The organism is Sphingobacterium sp. UBA2610, from assembly GCF_002339225.1.
GTDB lineage: Bacteria > Bacteroidota > Bacteroidia > Sphingobacteriales > Sphingobacteriaceae > Sphingobacterium > Sphingobacterium multivorum.
Window position 1 is genome coordinate 168575 of the sequence record NZ_DDKA01000017.1, and the last position, 18458, is coordinate 187032.

Here is an 18458-nt window from a genome sequence, read left to right on the forward strand (position 1 = left end):
AAAAAGGAACGTTTTATTTTTTAATAGGCAAAATTACTTCAAAGGTCGTGCCTTTATCTTTTTCACTTTTAACTGTAATTTTTCCGTTCAGCCTTCTCAGAATGTCCTGTACATAACTTAAGCCAAGGCCAAATCCTTTGACATTATGAACATTCCCAGTTGGAATACGGTAAAACTGGTCGAAAATCTTTTGCAGGTGATCCCGGCTCATCCCAATACCATTGTCGGCTATGGTGACAACAATGGTGTCGCCAACATTTTTTGAATTGATGTTGACATGTAAATCTCCTTTGCTGTACTTGATGGCATTATCCAAAAGATTGTAAAATACATTGGAAAAATGTAACTCATCACCAACGACAACATCCTTGGTCGCTGCAAGATCTATACTGAATTTCCCGCCAATATTTTGCATCCGTAGCTGCATACTGTCCGTTACTGCCGAAACAAGATCATTGATGCATACTTCTACCTGGTCGAGTTTTAGCGTTTCTTTTTCTAGTCTTGCCAAATCGAGCACACGTTCAATATGATTTCCGAGTCTAACATTTTCGTCGTAGATGATATTAGCCAATTTCTGAACGCGCTTGTGGTCGGCATTGATGTCTGGATCTTTAAGTGACTCACTGGCAATCATAATTGTTGCAACAGGTGTTTTAAACTCATGCGTCATGTTGTTGATGAAATCCGTCTTCATTTCCGAAACTTTCTTTTGTCTGAAGATGATAATCAGTGTATAAGCAAAACACCCCACCAACAAGAAAAGCAGTGCCAGCATGGGCAGCAACAGATAGCCCATATTATCGGCAATTATCGCCTTTTTATTGGGGAAATAGATGGTTAATTTTCCTGGCGCAGCACCGATATCACCTTTAAAAAGTGCCGTTGAGTATTTGGTTGTATTTGTTGGGTTATTTAAAGCGGCTTCGTTTAAAATATTATTTAGTAATATATTGTTTGTGCTCCATATTTCAATATTGAAAGGAGCTTTAATGTCGCGTTGAGCCAACTCCTCTTTGATAAGTTCTTGAACGATGATCACATTCAATCGATCCTTTAATGGACGTTTAGCAAGCTCCATTCCAATAGCAATATCTTCGATGTAGTCTGCTTTTTTGCCGCCCAGCATGGCAACGGAATCATATACATTAAAGCCACTCCACGCGTTTTTTCTGTTGAGGATATCCAATCTTTTTTCCAAATCAGAAATTGTTTTCGCAAGTTTCGCATTCTCTCTTGGAGGTAATGTGGCTACCCGGAATTTTGTTTGTTGATTGACCAGTGGGTCCATTAGGGGGATAACAAACCGCGTGCTATCGTCCTTCCCATTGATCTGATCATCTACCTTTGAAGCATTTAACATGATAAAAGCCTGTACCAAATTATCGTCGGTAAGCTCATTTGAAACAGAAAATTTGATAAATTTCTGGTACTCCGGTCTTTTGATGTATGTTTCGTAGAATGAATTTTTGATTTCAATTACATTTGGATACAATGCACGTAATTGGTCTTCTTGCTCTTTAAAGTTTGAGAAAACAACATGTTGTTTGTTTTTTAATTCTTCAATTCTATACTGTATTTCGAGTTGCTCGGCCAAAAGACGTTGTTTGGCCTGTTCCTGCTTGGATTTTTCAATGTTACGCTCCTGTTGAACCTTAGCGAAGTCAACTACCTCCCGTCGTTCAAGCTTACCGGCAACAGCTGTAATCGCAGCATTGACGGACTCATCAAATAATTGAGACTTTTGGCGATAAGAATCTCTCAGAAAATAGAATTGCATGGCCAATACCCCAATTAGAGCGAGAGACATCAGTCCAATGATTAATACAATGCTATTTTTCTTCATTAGTATTGGGTATTAAATAAATGTATTTTGAATATATCAAAAAGTTTATAGCGCTCAGTTTATTTACCATTTGCGTATTCATCCCTTATGCCATGTGAGCGGCCATTTAAGGTGCGATAGCTCATTTTTTCTTAAATTGTTACAAATATAAAGATGCTAATGTGTTTTGTAGCTGTTTTAACAATGTTTAACAGCAATCTGTTTAAATATAGATGCTGTTCTTTGTAAATTAGTGAATAGAAATGGATTATGTGCTGAATTGCGCTGTGGACAAATTTTAATCTACGCGGTTGAGTCTAACTGCTGGAGAAGTGAATAAGCCGAATATGACGCGTTCATTGGTACAATGAGTGCTCTTTAATAACTATATAAAGATGAAAAGCTACGTATTATTATTGGTATTGTCTTCCATAGGGACCATTGCTTTAGGACAAGTAAAGGTGAAACCGCAGATTCCTTTAATGGAGGAAAAAGAATCAAAGATGCCTGTCTTTAAATTGGATTCTTCAGATGAAAAGTATCATATGCCCATTAAGAAGCCAAATCGTGTGGACGGTCTAGCCCCAATGCCAGGAACGGAAAAAATGCCCAAAGGTGATGAGAAAGAAAACAATCTTCCTTTTAGGCGCTTGAATGATTCGCTAAAGGTGAAGGACTTTAAATTAAAAATCGACTCCTTGTATCCAAACAAGCAAAAAAAATAGCGTTCTAGATAGAACGCTATTTTTTTTGCTTTAATCCTTATTGTCCATTATAGCTGGGAAACACGGATTGTATTTGTTTTACCTTTTTCGATTAACGGTGTCGAAGCTGTATTGATAATGATAGATCCAGGTTTAACGTAGTTATTTTTTACAATAAATTTGTTAACATCATGAATAGATCCATCTGTGCTTTCGAACTTGTCGTAGATAAAAGTTTTTACGCCCCAAAGTAGGCTGAGTTGTTTCAGCAATTTTTGTGTTCCTGTGAAAACTAAGATATCTACATTTGGTCTATAACTTGTAATTTCAAACGCTGTTGCACCAGATGATGTCAATACCGCAATTGCAGATGCATTTGTTTTTTGAGCAAGATAAACCGAAGATGCGCAAATCGCGTCCGGAATAAGTGTTCCGTCGTGGATTTCACTAACTTTCTCATTATAATAAGGATAAGAAGTTTGTTCCACGTGGATAATGATTTTGCTCATTGTTTCGATAACGATTTCAGGGAATTCACCAACTGAAGTCTCGCCACTTAACATCACAGCATCCGCTCCATCCAATACGGAGTTGGCTACGTCATTTACTTCAGCACGTGTAGGACGTGGTGTAGTGATCATACTTTCCAACATCTGTGTCGCAATGATTACCGGTTTTGAAAGATCTCTACATTTCTGTACGATGATCTTTTGAAGTCCTGGTACCTCTTCCATTGGAAGCTCAACGCCCAAGTCACCACGAGCAACCATAACAGCATCTGTAGCTTCGATAATGGCATCAATATTTTCAATCGCTTCCGGTTTTTCAACTTTTGCGATGACACGAGCATGGCTTCCTTTTGCCTCGATGATTTTTTTACATTGAAAAATATCTTCTGCCGAACGTACGAAAGACATCGCGATCCAGTCTGCACCATGATTCAGGGCAAAATTCAAGTTGTCTAAATCTTCTTCCGTCAACGATGGGATAGATACTTTGGTGTTCGGTAAGTTAACGCCTTTACGTGAAGTAAGGACACCTCCGTGTACAACTTCACAGGTAACAGTATCTTTATGATTGGTCTCTAAAACACGAAGTTGAAGTTTTCCGTCATCAAGTAAAATGATTTCGTTGGCTTCAACATCGTTTGGAAAGTTTTCGTATGTAATGTAGATTCTGTTTTCGTCTCCGATGAGTTCTTGTGTTGTAATTTCAACTTTTGAACCATTCACGAGAATAGCTCCACCTTCTTTCATTTTTCCGATCCTAATTTTTGGACCTTGTAAATCGGCTAAGATGGCAACATTGAATCCTGTTTCATTATTTATTGCATTTATAGTTTCGATTACCTTAAGGTGATCTTCCTGGCTGCCATGAGAGAAATTCAACCGGCACACATCAACCCCTTTGGCAATCATGTTGGTCAAAACTTGTTTGTCTGCCGAGGCAGGGCCTAATGTTGCGACAATTTTAGTCCTTTTTTGAACTTTTTCCATCTGTTATTTTGTATTTTAAATGTTCTTCATTAATCACAACAAATAGCCTACTATATTGTTGTGTTTTGTCAAAACTAAATCGAATTAATTTAGATCTAAGTTGGGGTGTATTTGCTACACTAACCTACAGTTTGCTAAAATATGAGATTTTCTTTAGATTTCAATATTTTTGGTGATATTTCTTTTGCAATGACGACTTCGGGTAATTTGTTGATCCTTTTGATAATATGTTCCACGTCATCCTCACAGATGTAGTTTTTGATGATGATAAAAAAATCGAAGTGGGGGTTTTCCGGGATTAAATAAGTGCCTTCGATGCTCTTATTGTTGATCAAGAAATATTCGGTGTCGGCATCGGCGATAAGGTAATGAAAAGCAGTGAAGTGGTAGCTTATTTTTTTCTTTGGATCAAAGACAATGTGATATTCAAGCTCTTCTTCGGTTTTGTTTTTTTGTCGACCATCATGGTCGTACTTGCTTTCTTTTCCTCTGGAAAAATTCAGGTTAGTCTCCTTGTTGATGAAATGGCAGAGTCGGTAATCTTTCAACGAACAGGTGATGGCGAGTAGGGTAAAATCCAACTCTTCATTCATGTCCATATCCAATCTTGCTACTAACTTATTGACCACTTTAATGTTTAAATATATGTCCCTCTGCTAACGAAGGTACTAATAATTTTGAGGTAGGAATATACTTTTTGTGTAAAATTTGAGTTAATTAGCTGAGCGTTTGGAATACAAAATATTTTTTGTTATACTTGAACTAAGTTAATATAGAGTGGGTTAGCTAGTATAAGACGCGAATAAGTTCGGTCGCCTAACATGGTGACTTTCATCTAAATATCAATTTAGGTTTGAATTTTGATGAAATTTATTTTTCTTTGCACAGATTTATTAAACAATTAAACTATAAAATCATGTCAGATATCGCTTCAAGAGTAAAAGCAATTATCGTTGAAAAATTAGGTGTTGACGAAAACGAAGTAACACCAGAAGCTTCATTCACTAATGATTTAGGTGCTGATTCACTTGACACTGTTGAGTTGATCATGGAGTTTGAAAAAGAATTCAACGTTGCTATTCCTGATGATCAAGCAGAGACTATTGGTACTGTTGGTCAAGCAATCGCTTATTTAGAAAAAAACGTTAACTAACTAATTTAATTAGGCTAATCGTAATAAATGGAGCTTAAAAGAGTAGTAGTAACAGGATTAGGCGCCCTTACACCAATTGGTAATACCGTCTCAGCTTACTGGGAGGCGTTAATAAATGGTGTAAGCGGAGCTGCTCCTATTACGCATTTTGATGCGTCAAAATTCAAGACTCAGTTTGCATGTGAGGTAAAGGGGTTTGATCCGCATGAATTTATGGATCGAAAGGAAGCTCGTAAAGTCGATCCTTTTGTCCAGTATGCAATTGCGTCAACAGATGAGGCAATTAAAGATGCTGGCTTAGATTTTGAAAAATTAGATACAAATCGTATCGGAGTAATTTGGGGATCAGGAATTGGAGGTTTAACAACTTTCACTGAAGAAGTTGCAAACTTTGCAAAGGGAGATGGAACACCTCGTTTCAATCCTTTCTTCATTCCTAAGATGCTCGTTGATATTGCTCCAGGACATATTTCAATGCGTCATGGTCTACGTGGCCCTAACTTTTCTGCCGTATCGGCTTGTGCCTCGGCTACCAATGCAATGATAGATGCTTTTAACTATATTCGTATGGGCAAAGCTGATGTGATTGTTACAGGTGGATCAGAAGCTACAGTCAATGAAGCTGGAATTGGTGGGTTCAATGCTATGCATGCGTTGTCAACCCGGAATGATGATCCTAAAACAGCATCACGTCCTTTTGATAAAGACAGAGACGGTTTTGTTTCGGGAGAGGGTTCGGGTGCATTGATCTTAGAAAGTTTGGAGCATGCCTTAGCACGTGGAGCAAAAATCTATGCAGAGATTGCAGGGGGTGGAATGAGTGCAGATGCACATCACATCACAGCCTCGCATCCTGAAGGATTGGGCGCAAAACTGGCTATGACAATGGCTGTAAATGATGCAGAGATGGATTTTTCAGATATTGATTATATCAATGTTCATGGAACATCTACACCGGTCGGTGATATTAGTGAAACGAAGGCTATTGTTGACCTGTTTGGTGAACACGCTTATAAATTGAATATCAGTTCAACTAAATCAATGACAGGGCACCTTTTGGGTGCTGCAGGGGCTATTGAAACTATCGCTTCTATATTGGCTGTTCAAAATGATATTGTCCCTCCGACAATCAATCACTTTACAGACGATCCGGAAATTGATAACAACTTGAATTTTACATTCAACAAAGCGCAAAAACGTATCGTTAATGCCGCTTTGAGCAACACATTCGGTTTCGGTGGGCATAATGCTACCGTTATTGTGAAAAAATATAAAGCTTAATGTTTGATCCTTCAAACATGGTTTGATAATATGAGCTAGCGACAGGTTCTTTAACTAGGACTTGTCGCCTTATTTTTAGAAGAGATGCCTTTTGCAAGGATATATAAATTATATTTTTCGCCAGATCGGGAATACGTTAGAAAACTAAAAAACCTGCTAGGATTTGTTCCCGGAAATGTACATCTGTACAAGATGGCGTTTAGACACAAGTCTGTCGCCGTTACAATTAAAGAGGGCGCAAAAAATAGCAACGAACGTTTAGAATTCTTAGGTGATGCTGTTTTGGGTTCGGTTGTGGCTGAACTGTTATTTAAGAAATATCCTTATAAAGACGAAGGGTTCCTGACTGAAATGCGCTCAAAAATTGTCAGTAGAGCAAATCTAAACCAGCTTTCCAGAAAGTTGGGGTTTAATGAGCTTATCCAGTTTGATGCGCGAATGATCAGTTTTCCAAATAAACAAGGATCTTTATTGGGTGATGCTTTTGAGGCATTGATTGGGGCAGTTTATCTAGATAGGGGCTATGTTTTTACCAAGAGCTTTTTGTTGAATCGAATTATTAAACCGCACGTCGATATTCACCTATTGGAACAGACGGAAACAAACTTTAAAAGTCGGTTGATCGAGTGGTGTCAACATACTGGCAAAGAGATTGTATTTCGGCAAACAGACAACCCGGAAGGGGAATCTTCTAAGATGTTTAGTATTGAAGCGGTCGTGGATGGTATTGTTTGTGGACTTGGCCGTGATTTTAATAAGAAGTCTGCCGAGAAATCTGCCGCCGAAAAAGCCTGTGAATTCCTTAAAATTCTGGAAGTAGAATAAAGGATTTTATTAACTTTGCCAAATATGGCAGTAGTAAAACCTTCTTTGGCAAAAGGAACGCGTGATTTTTCGCCTTCCGAAATGATCAAACGCAACTATATTTTCGATACACTGAAAACGGTATTCAGAAAATATGGCTATAATGAAATACAGACCCCTTCATTTGAAAATTTGACGACCCTCACCGGTAAATACGGCGACGAGGGTGATAAATTGATCTTTAAGATTCTTAATTCGGGTGACTACCTGACAAAAGCGCCCGACAGCCTGCTTCACGATAAAAATTCCAATAAGCTCATTCCGCATATAACAGAGAAAGCACTAAGATATGATCTTACGGTGCCCTTTGCGCGCTATGTTGTGATGCACCAAAATGATATTACTTTACCGTTTAAGCGCTTTCAGGTGCAACCTGTATGGCGTGCAGATCGTCCGCAGCGCGGAAGATACCGCGAGTTTTACCAATGTGATGTCGACGTTGTCGGGTCAGAAAGTTTATTGAATGAAGCGGAGTTTATTTTGATTTATCAAGAAGCCTTCGAACGGTTTGGACTGAAAGATTTTAATATCAAAATCAACAACAGGAAAATTCTTTCGGGTATTGCTGAAATCATCGGCAAACCGGAGCTGATCGTAGACATGACTGTCGCGATCGATAAATTGGATAAAATCGGGTTGGAAGGTGTCAACAAAGAACTGTTGGAAAGGGGTTTTACAGAAGCAGATCTTGCTATTTTGAAACCTATAATTTTATTGGAAGGCTCAAATGATGAGAAACTTGCTTCCTTAAAAGCGATTTTAGCAACTTCTTCTGTCGGCTTAAATGGTATTGCAGAGATTGAGGATGTGTTTGACTATGTGGCCAAATTAGGTGCTGAAGAAAAGTTGCTTCATCAAATTATAGATCTGGATATTACATTGGCCCGAGGTCTCAATTATTATACGGGCTGTATCTTTGAGGTCAAGACGAATGAGGTTGCCATGGGAAGTATCGGTGGAGGTGGCCGCTACGATGATCTTACAGGAATGTTTGGTTTGAAGGGACTGACCGGTGTCGGCGTTTCCTTTGGTGCAGACCGCATTTATGATGTGCTGGAAGAGTTGAACTTATTTCCTGCTGGGAAAGCTGATTCTACCAAGCTCCTGATCATCAATTTTGACAAACAGCTGGAAAGTTATACCCTGAGCTTACTCAACAAGCTTCGCAAGGAAAATATCGCTTCGGAACTCTATGCATCTCCTGTAAAATTGAAAAAACAAATGGGTTATGCGGATGGGAAGGGTATTCCCTACGTGTTATTAGTCGGTGAAGAGGAGGCTGCATCGGGGCAATTGTCCTTAAAGGACATGGAAAGCGGGGAGCAGGTAAAGGTAACTGAAAGTGAGCTGATCCAAAAACTTCGATAGCAAACAGTTTGCATAAAATAGATTAAGCCAAATGATTATTAAGTCCTTTGGCTTTTTTATTTTCATAAGTTTTTGATTTATTTGATTGTGCCGTTCATTTATTTGTAATCAAATGCTATATACTTTAAATCAAATGTCTTAGAAGTGTCTTAAAGTATAAATAAAATTGATTTTTGGGCAAGGAAATTCGTCCAAAATTATTAGATTTGTAGTCTAGAATAGTAAGAAAATCAAAACTTTGAAATGAGTTCAACACCTATAACAAAAGAGACATATTTGGAGTGGTATAAGTCTATGTTACTTATGCGTAAGTTTGAAGAAAAAGCAGGTCAACTTTACGGACAGCAAAAGATTCGTGGTTTCTGTCACTTGTACATAGGACAAGAGGCTGTAGTCGCTGGAACGATGTCAGTAATCAAACCTGAGGATTCTCTAATCACTGCTTATCGTGATCACGCCCACGCTTTGGCTAAAGGCGTTTCTGCAAATGCTTGTATGGCTGAATTATATGGAAAGATCACTGGTTGTTCAAAAGGTAAAGGAGGTTCTATGCACTTCTTCTCCAAAGAGCACAAATTCATGGGTGGCCATGGTATTGTTGGAGGTCAGATTCCTTTAGGTGCTGGTATCGCATTTGCTGAAAAATATCTTGGTACAGATAATGTAAATATCTGTTATATGGGTGATGGAGCTGTGCGTCAAGGTGCATTCAATGAGACATTGAACATGGCGATGTTGTGGAAACTCCCTGTTATCTTCGTATGTGAAAACAACGGTTATGCAATGGGTACTTCTGTACAACGTACAACGAACATGCAGGATATTTACAAAATGGGCTTAGGTTTCGATATGCCTTCTGCTCCGGTTGATGGAATGGATGTTGTTGCTGTACACAATGCGATGGACGAAGCTGTTCAACGTGCTCGTGCAGGTGAAGGTCCAACGTTCTTAGAAATTCGTACATACCGTTACAAAGGACACTCAATGTCTGATCCGGCTAAATATCGTACGAAAGAAGAGCTTGAAGCGTATAAAGACCGTGATCCATTGTTGTCGACTAAACATGCTATTTTAGAAAACAACTATGCGGATGACGCTTGGTTTGCAGAGGTTGAGGCTGATGTGAAAAAGGTCGTTGAAGAGTCTGTAAAATTTGCAGAGGAATCTCCTTATCCAACTGCAGATGAATTGTACAAAGATGTATATGTACAACAAGACTATCCATTTATTTTAGATTAATACTCTTTAACTTGATAATATAATAAAGAATGGCTGAAGTAGTAAGAATGCCGAAAATGAGCGATACAATGACCGAAGGGGTCATCGCGAAATGGCACAAAAAAGTTGGTGATAAAGTAAATTCTGGTGATTTAGTAGCTGAGATTGAAACAGATAAAGCTACAATGGACTTTGAGTCTTACCAAGAAGGAACTCTTTTATATATTGGTCCTAAAGAAGGCGAAGCAGTAGCTATTGATGCTGTTATTGCTGTTTTAGGTGAGCCAGGTGAAGATTTTCAAGCATTGTTGAGCGGTGATGCGCCTGCAGCTGAAAAAGCACCGGAAAAAACAGAAGAAAAAAAAGCAGAAGAAGTTTCTGGTCCAGAATCTTCGGCTAGTACTGTAACTCCTGAGGAATTGGGATGTACGGTAATTACAATGCCTTTGTTAAGTGATACCATGAAAGAGGGTGTCATTGCGCAATGGAACTTCAAAGTTGGTGATACGATTAAATCTGACGATGCTATTGCTGATGTAGAAACTGATAAAGCGACAATGGAAGTTACAGCTTATGCTGATGGTACTTTATTATATGTTGGCCTTGAAGCTGGACAAGCGGCAAAGGTTAACGACATCATCGCGATCGTTGGTCCTGCAGGAACTGATATCACACCTTTGTTAAATCAAAAATCTGCACCTGCAAAGGCAGAAACTGCTGAAGCTCCTAAAGCTGACTCAGCTGCTGCTGTAACTGCCGCACCGGTAGCATCGACTTCAAGCGATGATTCTCGTGTGAAAGCTTCTCCTTTAGCACGTAAAATTGCACAGGAGAAAGGTATCAACTTAAGTGATATCAAAGGTTCCGCAGATGGTGGCCGTATTGTGAAGAAAGACGTAGAATCATTTGTTCCTGTTGCTGCACAACCTGCGGAAACAAAAGCTGCAGCCGCTCCTGCAACAGAAGCAAAAGCAATCACTTTACCTACATTTGTTGGTGAAGAGCGTTATACTGAAAAACCAGTTAACCAAATGCGTAAAACTATTGCGCGTCGTCTAGCAGAGTCATTGTTTACAGCTCCACACTTCTATTTGACTGTATCAATTGACATGGACAATGCAATGGCTGCTCGTGCGCAGATTAATGAGGTTGCTCCAGTAAAAGTTTCTTTCAATGATATCGTTGTAAAAGCTGTTGCTGTTGCCTTGAAAAAACATCCTGCCGTAAACTCTTCATGGCAAGGTGATAAAATCCGTTTCAATGAGCATACCAACATTGGTGTTGCAATGGCTGTTGAAGATGGTTTATTAGTCCCTGTTGTGCGTTTTGCAGATGGTAAATCATTGTCGCATATCTCTGCAGAGGTGAAAGACTTCGCTCAAAAAGCGAAAGCTAAAAAATTACAGCCTGCCGATTGGGAAGGATCTACATTTACAGTGTCCAACTTAGGTATGTTTGGAATTGACGAATTTACATCCATTATCAACTCACCAGATGGAGCAATCCTTTCTGTTGGTGCTATTCAAGCAGTTCCTGTTGTTAAAAACGGTGCTGTAGTTCCTGGTAATGTAATGAAAGTGACATTGGGTTGTGATCACCGCGTGGTCGATGGTGCAACTGGAGCTGCATTTTTGCAAACATTAAAATCTTTGGTTGAAAATCCAGTAAGATTATTAGCATAATCCTTTAGTTGAGGAATTAAAAGCCACTTTAGTAATAAGGTGGCTTTTTTTATGGCCTTAATTGGTTAATCTTATGATAGGGAAAAGTTTTTTTACCTATAGTTTTCCATCGTTATCCATTTGTTTGAAGTAAGCCCAGGTTGTCCGTTGCTAGAGTGAAAGAGACTGCGCACATAAAAAAGGTAACATATCCGATGAATATCAATTATTGTGGTGAAAAATTCGTTTTTTTATACTAAAATCTTCATTTTAGCATTATTATCAGTAGGCTGGTCCTTCTATTACGAGCTTCAATAATTTAATGTTGTTTAGAACAAAGGAAATAGGAGGTATTTATTGATAAACAATACATAAAACACAAAAATCCGGGAGACTTAGTATAGTGAAATTATTTTTTTTAAAGGGAATGGTCGCTCTTTTGATGGTATCTACAGTGGCTTGTAGTTCAAAAGAGAAAAAACAGAAGGAAGCAGCAATAGCGCAGGCAAAAGCAGATAGCACGAGACTCGTCTATAATCCAAATAATGCAGATCAGAAAATCGATGCTTTTATGAAAAACCTTCATTCAAAAGCTGCATTCAATGGGAACGTTCTTGTTGCTAAAGATGGGAAAATCTTATATCAGAATATATTCGGCTGGGCCAATTACTTAAAACGGGATAGTCTAAAAATAGATGACAAATTTGAACTCGCTTCAGTTTCTAAACCGTTAACAGCTGTCGGAATTTTGAAGTTAGTGGAGGCAGGAAAGCTACGTCTCGATCAAACGATCAATGACTTCTATCCGGATTTTCCTTATCCTGGTATTACCATAAAAATGTTATTGACACACCGCTCGGGATTACCTAATTACGTTTATTTTTCGGAGGAACATTGGCCTGATCGCAAGAAAGGAATGACAAATCAAGATGTGATGAAAATGCTGACCGAATTTAAGCCTAATCGCTATGGTGCGCCAGGAGGCCGTTTCTTTTACAATAATTCGAACTTTATGGTCTTAGGGGCCATTATTGAAAAGATATCAAAGCAAGATTATGCGACGTATATGAAAGATAGCGTATTCAATGTTGCCGGAATGACAAATACAGCCGCACTCTCTAAGGCCGTGTATGATAAAATTCCGACCAACGTTATCGGGCATGATAAGGTATGGCGAAGATCGGTGGTGCAAAATTTTCAGGATGGACCGCTTGGTGACAAAGGAATTTATAGTACAGTGCGTGACCTTTATCGTTTTGATCTGGCTTTGAGAGATGGACGATTGTTAAAGCAGTCAACATTGGATTCAGCATACCGAGGATATCCCGATGCCAAAAAAGGAATTTTTAGCTATGGTTATGGTTGGCGTACCTTTGAGCATGGTAATGATCATATCGTATACCATACAGGCTGGTGGCACGGTTTTAGACATATTTATGTAAGAGATTTAAAAAGAAACATTGTTATTGTTTTACTTTCTAATATGACCAATGGAAGCTTGGTCAAATTGGATGAGCTTTATAAAATCATGGGAATGCCGGTATTGCGTAAAAATGCCTATAGCACCCATGGTGATTTTATCATCGATGAGTAATTTCTGAGCGATGCTACTCGGAGCATTTAGATTATCTTTTTTATCGTAAACTAGAATGCAGAGAAGATAATCTAAATGCCTTGAGTGAGCGTGTAATAAGTAAATACAAAAGATATATAAAGGGATGAAAAAAACATTGATTTTGGGTGCTAGCACCAATCCTTCACGTTATTCGAATAAAGCGGCAAATATGCTTCATAAACATGGGCATGCAATCGTCAATATTGGCTTGAGTGGAGGAGAAGCCGCTGGAGTTGCCATTGAAAAGAAAGGTGAGATCTATACAGATATTGATACGGTGACAATGTATCTTAGCGAGCCTAATCAGAAAGAATATTACGATTATATATTAGCGACGAAGCCAAAAAGAATAATATTTAATCCAGGGGCAGAGAATTCAGCATTGGAACAGCTCGCGATGGAGCATGGTATTAAGACAGAAAGAGCCTGCACTCTTGTTTTGTTGAGTACAGGGCAGTTTTAGATTTTGGATTTATGAAGCAACTCAACCGACAGATACTTCGTGATAAAATAATTTGTAAGTCCCACGGTATTGCTGTCGAGATTTAGGCTTGACACTTTTATGTCACAATGTTCCTTCAATATTGCCATGGTATAAGAATTGATGGCTTGCTGTATCGGAATCGTGATCAGTTCATTTGCTTTTGCAATTTTCCCCCCCAATACGATCAATTCGGGGTTGAGGAGCTGTATCAAGGATGCAAATGCTTTCCCTAGATTTGTCCCTAGTTTTGAAATCTGGTTTATTGCAAATTGATCACCTTTGTTTGCAGCTTCAATAATATGCGTTGGTGTTAAATGTTGTAATTCATCGGGTTGCAATTCGTTTAATTTAGTCAGCTCTCCTTTCTGGATTTCCTGTTTCGCATTGTTGACTAAAGCAATTCCGGAAGCTACGGTTTCCAAACAACCTCTTTTCCCACAGTAGCATAGTTCGCCATTATCGATAAAGGGCATATGTCCCACTTCGCCGGAGTAGCCATCACGTCCCAGATAGACTTCGCCATTGGACACGATTCCTAAACCAATCCCCCAATCCATTAGGATAATTAAACTGTTTTTTGTGTTTTTTGCCAATCCAAATTTCAATTCAGCATAAGCAGCGCCTTTGACGTCATTGAGAATGAAGACTGGTTTTTTATATATGCGCTCAAAATAATTTGTTATGGATTGATTGTCGTCATGTAAAAAAGTCTCGTTGGTACCTTCTTCAGCGTTGATTAGCCCAGGCATACCAATGATAATCCCTGTTAGGTTCTCGATATCAACTGATTTATCGATAAGATATTGATCAACGATTTGTGTGATAGCGGCTAGATTTTCTCCATTGCGAGATAATTCATTATCCAGCTCAACAGTTTCAGCAATAATGTTCTGGTTGTTGTCCATTATGCTCATAGTGATAGAGAAACGTTGGAGCTCAATCGAAAGCACCTGAAACAATCCATCACATAGCTTATATAAATTGGGTTTACGTCCGCCAATAGATTCTCCTTTGTCAAATTGACGGATAAAATCATCTTCCAGCAACTCTGCAATGAGGCTATTCACCGTAGGCAGGCTTAAATAGAGGTTTTTTACAATGTCATTTACCGATACAGATCCTAATTCGGCTATTAATTTTATAATGGAGATTTTATTGAACAGATTTTTCTTTTCAGGTTTACTCTCCAATTTTTTGTTAATCAGTAAGTTTACGGCTTTAGTCATAAAACATCATATTTTGAAATAGAATCCTCAGGGCTTTAATTTAGCAAAAGTTTTGGAATCATTTGGTTATTTTTCTCACTTGACAAACAAGTGGGCTAATTAGCAAAAAGGGGATAAGATTCCTTATCCCCTTTCTACGTATAAGTTAAGACTATTTGAGTTTTTTTACTCGAATATCTTTAAAGAATACTTCGGTACCGTGTCCAAGGAACCCGATATGACCAGAGGTTCGTTTAAGTCCAGGATGTTGTTTGCCATCCAAGGTTCCGTTTTTGCTTGCCTCGGCGGTATCCGCATCAACAATAACAGCGCCATTTAGTGTAACTTTGATACGATTTCCTTTCACGACTATTTCCTCGGAGTTCCATTCACCTACAGGTTTTAAATGACCTTTTTTGGCAGGAACAACACCATAAATCGAACCGTGATATTGGTATTGCTTCAAGTCTTTATAAACATCTGCGCCATCATCAAGTACCTGGATTTCCATTGCCTCATATGCGGCGTCCCCCTCTAGAGGAGCCCTTATTCCCACACCATTGTTGGCACCAGGGGTCAATTTGAAGTCGAAGCGATAAATGAAGTCTGCGTATTCTTCTTTTGTGTAGAGGTTTCCACCAAATTTTGCATTTGGATACACCCAGATATAACCTTCGTCATTGATGACATAGGCTTGGTTTTCTGTCCACTTGTCGAGGTTTGTTCCATCAAAAAGTACTTCAAAACCTTCTTTTTTCTCTTGATCGCTCAATTTAAAGATTTGCTTTCTTGGGAATTCCTTGATAAAAAGATCTCTATAATAAACAACTGAACCATGCGCTTGTAACTCAATTTGTTCGGTAGGGAAAATGGATTGGTTTCTATCCCAATAGTTTTCAAGAGGAATATTATCAGTTACTAACTGTCCATTTAACCAAACCGTGACTTTATCGTCTACCATTTTGATTTTAAACGTATTCCATTCGCCGGTAGCATTGTCGGCAACCTTCAATGGTTTGCTTTCATTTTTCTGGTTGTTATATAATCCACCAGAGCCAACTTGGGCACCGACTCTTGTATTCGCAATATCCCAAATCTGTACTTGTGGAGTACCTCTCAAGTAAATACCGGCATCACCTTCTATACCACCATAGTTCTCCAATTTCCAATCTACAAGCATTTCAAAATCGCCATATTTTTTTACGGTAGCCAGGTTATCTCCTTTACCACTGAAGGTAATTTCGCCATTGGATGCTGTCCAGCCTTTGCGCATGATGTCATCGGCTTTAGCTTGTTCTGCTGCTAAAGTTTTCTCGTTCATCTTACTACGTTTGATCGGATCCGCTACCAAACCTTTCCAGCCACTTAGGTCTTTACCATTGAACATCGAAACGTAACCCTCTTTGATGGGCATTTCAGCGAGATAGCGAACAACGGCTTCTTTAAGGTATCCACTTTCACTACCCGACAATTTACCGATTACCTGTTCAAGAACCTCTCTGACCTTTTTTCCATAGAACTTGTTGTCCATTGCAATGTTCATTGCTACATTGGCAGCAGTTCCGCCCAGTTGTGCATCGTTCATTAAGTCGGCGGCAAAAACTAAAGACTGGTATGTTCCTGTAGGTTGTAACACCGATAATGCTGCTTTTTTCTGATCTGCTGTTTTGGCAACGCTGAATGCATCTCTTAATAACAACGTTTTCTGTTCAGGCGTATTCGAAGAAGAAGAAATTGATTTAATTAATCCCCGGTATACCGTATTGAACAGATTATCGTCTTTTTCTGTTCGGGAAAGAGATACCAATTCTGGAAGTGCGTTGGAGGAAGACCAGCCAGCCAAAGATTCAATTGCTGCTGACCGTAGACTTGTATTATTATTGTTAAGGTATGCAGTTACAGCTTTCAATGACTGTGCGTCACCAAGCCCAGCAAAAATAGGGAAATATTTAGCGGTATTAGGCGCTGCTGATTTCGCTATATTAGTTGCTAGTTTTTCTGTTAATCCTTTTGAATTTGTGCTTGACTGAATCACATTGACAATGGCACGCTGCAATAGAACGGCAGATTTATTATCTGTCGTATTGTTTAGCCTATTGAATAGTTCTTCTAAATCCGACTCCTGGGCAACATTGGGAAGTGCTTTGTTGATCGCTTCTTCGACAGCAGGATTTGAACTCTTTATTGCTAATACAGCTTTGGATGACGCATAGTTGGAACGTTTACTTAAAATATCCAGTAATTGAATCTTTTTGTCGTCATCTACCGTGGCGAGCGCATTGTTGACATCGGTAACAACATTTGCATCTTTAGATGATAGGATCAACGCCTTTACCGAATTGTTGAACTGTTGATCTGTGTTGAGAGCCTGGATTAAAGTATTGGTTTCTTTTCCCTGTGATAGTGTATTTAGTGCACTTAATCCAGCTAATTTAGTTACTGGAGATTGTGTTTTATTTACTAACGCCTGGATTAGTTTTAAACTGCTTGCCGAACCATTGTGGGCTAAGTAGTTCAATACACTTTCTTGAACTTCAGGCGTACCCTTGCTTGCTAAAGCAAGCAAGCTTTTTGCGTCGCTGCCCTTTCCGTATTTTCCGAGTAATTGTAAAGCAATGTTACGGTAAGCACCATTATCGCTCTTAACTGCTGCTAATAAGTTCTTTTGTTGTTTCGCCGGGTCAAGAGTTGTCAATAATTTAAGCGATGCAATTTGACCGTTGATTGATTTGGCTTTTTGGGATTCTTGGAAAAATTTGTTCAGAAACTTGATTGCATCTTGATCATGCTTATTGTCGATCAATGCTTGGGCATAGTCGATACCAAGACCAACCGCATCAAATTTGTCGTAGCTGTAACCTGCAGCAGTTAGTTTTTCCTGGAACAGCGATTCAGAAGCTGTGCCACCTATTTTGCTTAATGCGATTAATGCTGTCCGTTGAAAACCGTCCGAATTATATTTTTTGGTCAATCCCAAAATAGCATTTTCAGCATTTTTATCCTTTAAATCTCCGAGTGCAGTAACTAAGGCAATAGCAGTTTTCTCTGTCGTTGACGCAGCTAAAGCTTTTTCTAATGCTGCTGTCGACTCAGGGGTACGAATAGATACCAGAGTTCTCGCTGCAGCATCGGCAAGATAATCGTTTGCCAAGCAATTTGCGACAGCGGGTATAGCGGTATTATCTGCACATTGACGTAATAGGCGTAGGGCAAAGACCTGATTTGTTGGTTCACTCAATTGCGAGATGGATTTTGCCAAACCTTCAACAAAAACTCTTTTATGCTGTTCTTTACCTGGTTGATTTACATAGAATGAATAGCTGTTTGCTGCAAATTCTATCGGAGCATTATTGCTTCCCGGTGCTTTAAGTCCCTTGAGGAAAGTGACAACGTCGTCAGACGAAAAACCTTCCAACTCATGCATGGCAAGCAAAAATTTTTCTTTGTCTTCGGCAGGCTGCTGTGCCAATACGTCTGCTATTTTGGTTGCAGTCGTTCTATTTTGTGGTTGCTGAGCGTAAGTTGCACTAGATATAAGAAGCAATACAGTCAGCGAATTGAATATTCTTTTCATTGGGATTTCT

Annotated in this window: 14 protein-coding genes; 9 read left to right on the plus strand and 5 right to left on the minus strand. The window is 39.0% G+C overall.

What is annotated here, in order from left to right; all coding sequences use genetic code 11:
• Window positions 1-13: 13 nt before the first annotated feature.
• Window positions 14-1846: a sensor histidine kinase gene (locus tag B4Z47_RS11750; protein WP_115047017.1), complete on the minus strand. Its 1833-nt coding sequence runs from the start codon at window positions 1844-1846 to the stop codon at window positions 14-16.
• A 374-nt stretch (window positions 1847-2220) separates the two neighbouring features.
• Here B4Z47_RS11750 and B4Z47_RS11755 point away from each other — a divergent pair, with 374 nt between their 5' ends.
• Entirely contained in the window at window positions 2221-2550 is a 330-nt protein-coding gene (locus B4Z47_RS11755) for a hypothetical protein (RefSeq protein WP_070561571.1), read from the plus strand.
• Window positions 2551-2597: 47 nt separating this feature from the next.
• Here the strand turns inward: B4Z47_RS11755 and pyk are convergent, their stop codons facing one another.
• Window positions 2598-4025, minus strand: coding sequence for a pyruvate kinase (pyk, locus tag B4Z47_RS11760; protein WP_115047019.1), 1428 nt, complete (start codon window positions 4023-4025; stop codon window positions 2598-2600).
• Between the two features lie 134 nt (window positions 4026-4159).
• Entirely contained in the window at window positions 4160-4654 is a 495-nt protein-coding gene (locus B4Z47_RS11765) for an IPExxxVDY family protein (RefSeq protein ID WP_236560104.1), read from the minus strand.
• Window positions 4655-4941: 287 nt separating this feature from the next.
• Between B4Z47_RS11765 and B4Z47_RS11770 the strand changes: the two genes are divergently transcribed.
• The 8 genes from B4Z47_RS11770 (at window position 4942) to B4Z47_RS11805 (ending at window position 13648) form a co-directional block, all read left to right on the plus strand.
• Complete coding sequence (locus tag B4Z47_RS11770) at window positions 4942-5178, plus strand: acyl carrier protein (protein ID WP_028070665.1); 237 nt, start codon at window positions 4942-4944, stop codon at window positions 5176-5178.
• Window positions 5179-5205: 27 nt separating this feature from the next.
• The gene (gene fabF, locus B4Z47_RS11775; protein ID WP_046674847.1) at window positions 5206-6459 is read left to right on the plus strand and encodes a beta-ketoacyl-ACP synthase II; all 1254 of its coding nucleotides are present in this window, start codon (window positions 5206-5208) and stop codon (window positions 6457-6459) included.
• 84 nt (window positions 6460-6543) lie between these two features.
• Complete coding sequence (rnc, locus tag B4Z47_RS11780) at window positions 6544-7284, plus strand: ribonuclease III (RefSeq protein WP_046674848.1); 741 nt, start codon at window positions 6544-6546, stop codon at window positions 7282-7284.
• A 24-nt stretch (window positions 7285-7308) separates the two neighbouring features.
• A complete protein-coding gene (gene hisS, locus B4Z47_RS11785; RefSeq protein WP_070561565.1) occupies window positions 7309-8691 on the plus strand; it encodes a histidine--tRNA ligase in 1383 nt (460 codons plus the stop codon).
• Between the two features lie 243 nt (window positions 8692-8934).
• The gene (pdhA, locus tag B4Z47_RS11790) at window positions 8935-9930 is read left to right on the plus strand and encodes a pyruvate dehydrogenase (acetyl-transferring) E1 component subunit alpha (RefSeq protein ID WP_046674850.1); all 996 of its coding nucleotides are present in this window, start codon (window positions 8935-8937) and stop codon (window positions 9928-9930) included.
• A gap of 29 nt (window positions 9931-9959) precedes the next feature.
• Window positions 9960-11591 (plus strand): pyruvate dehydrogenase complex dihydrolipoamide acetyltransferase, encoded by a 1632-nt coding sequence (locus B4Z47_RS11795; protein ID WP_115047021.1) that lies wholly within the window; start codon window positions 9960-9962, stop codon window positions 11589-11591.
• 382 nt (window positions 11592-11973) lie between these two features.
• A complete protein-coding gene (locus B4Z47_RS11800; protein ID WP_115047023.1) occupies window positions 11974-13164 on the plus strand; it encodes a serine hydrolase domain-containing protein in 1191 nt (396 codons plus the stop codon).
• Between the two features lie 124 nt (window positions 13165-13288).
• Window positions 13289-13648, plus strand: coding sequence for a CoA-binding protein (locus B4Z47_RS11805; protein ID WP_046674853.1), 360 nt, complete (start codon window positions 13289-13291; stop codon window positions 13646-13648).
• On the opposite strand, the gene B4Z47_RS11810 is transcribed toward B4Z47_RS11805, so the two are convergent.
• Window positions 13645-14895, minus strand: a complete 1251-nt coding sequence (locus B4Z47_RS11810) for an ROK family transcriptional regulator (RefSeq protein WP_046674854.1) — start codon at window positions 14893-14895, stop codon at window positions 13645-13647. The two genes, B4Z47_RS11805 and B4Z47_RS11810, sit on opposite strands and share 4 nt — an antisense overlap.
• Before the next feature lie 151 nt (window positions 14896-15046).
• A complete protein-coding gene (locus tag B4Z47_RS11815) occupies window positions 15047-18448 on the minus strand; it encodes a DUF1080 domain-containing protein (RefSeq protein ID WP_115047025.1) in 3402 nt (1133 codons plus the stop codon).
• Window positions 18449-18458: the final 10 nt, after the last annotated feature.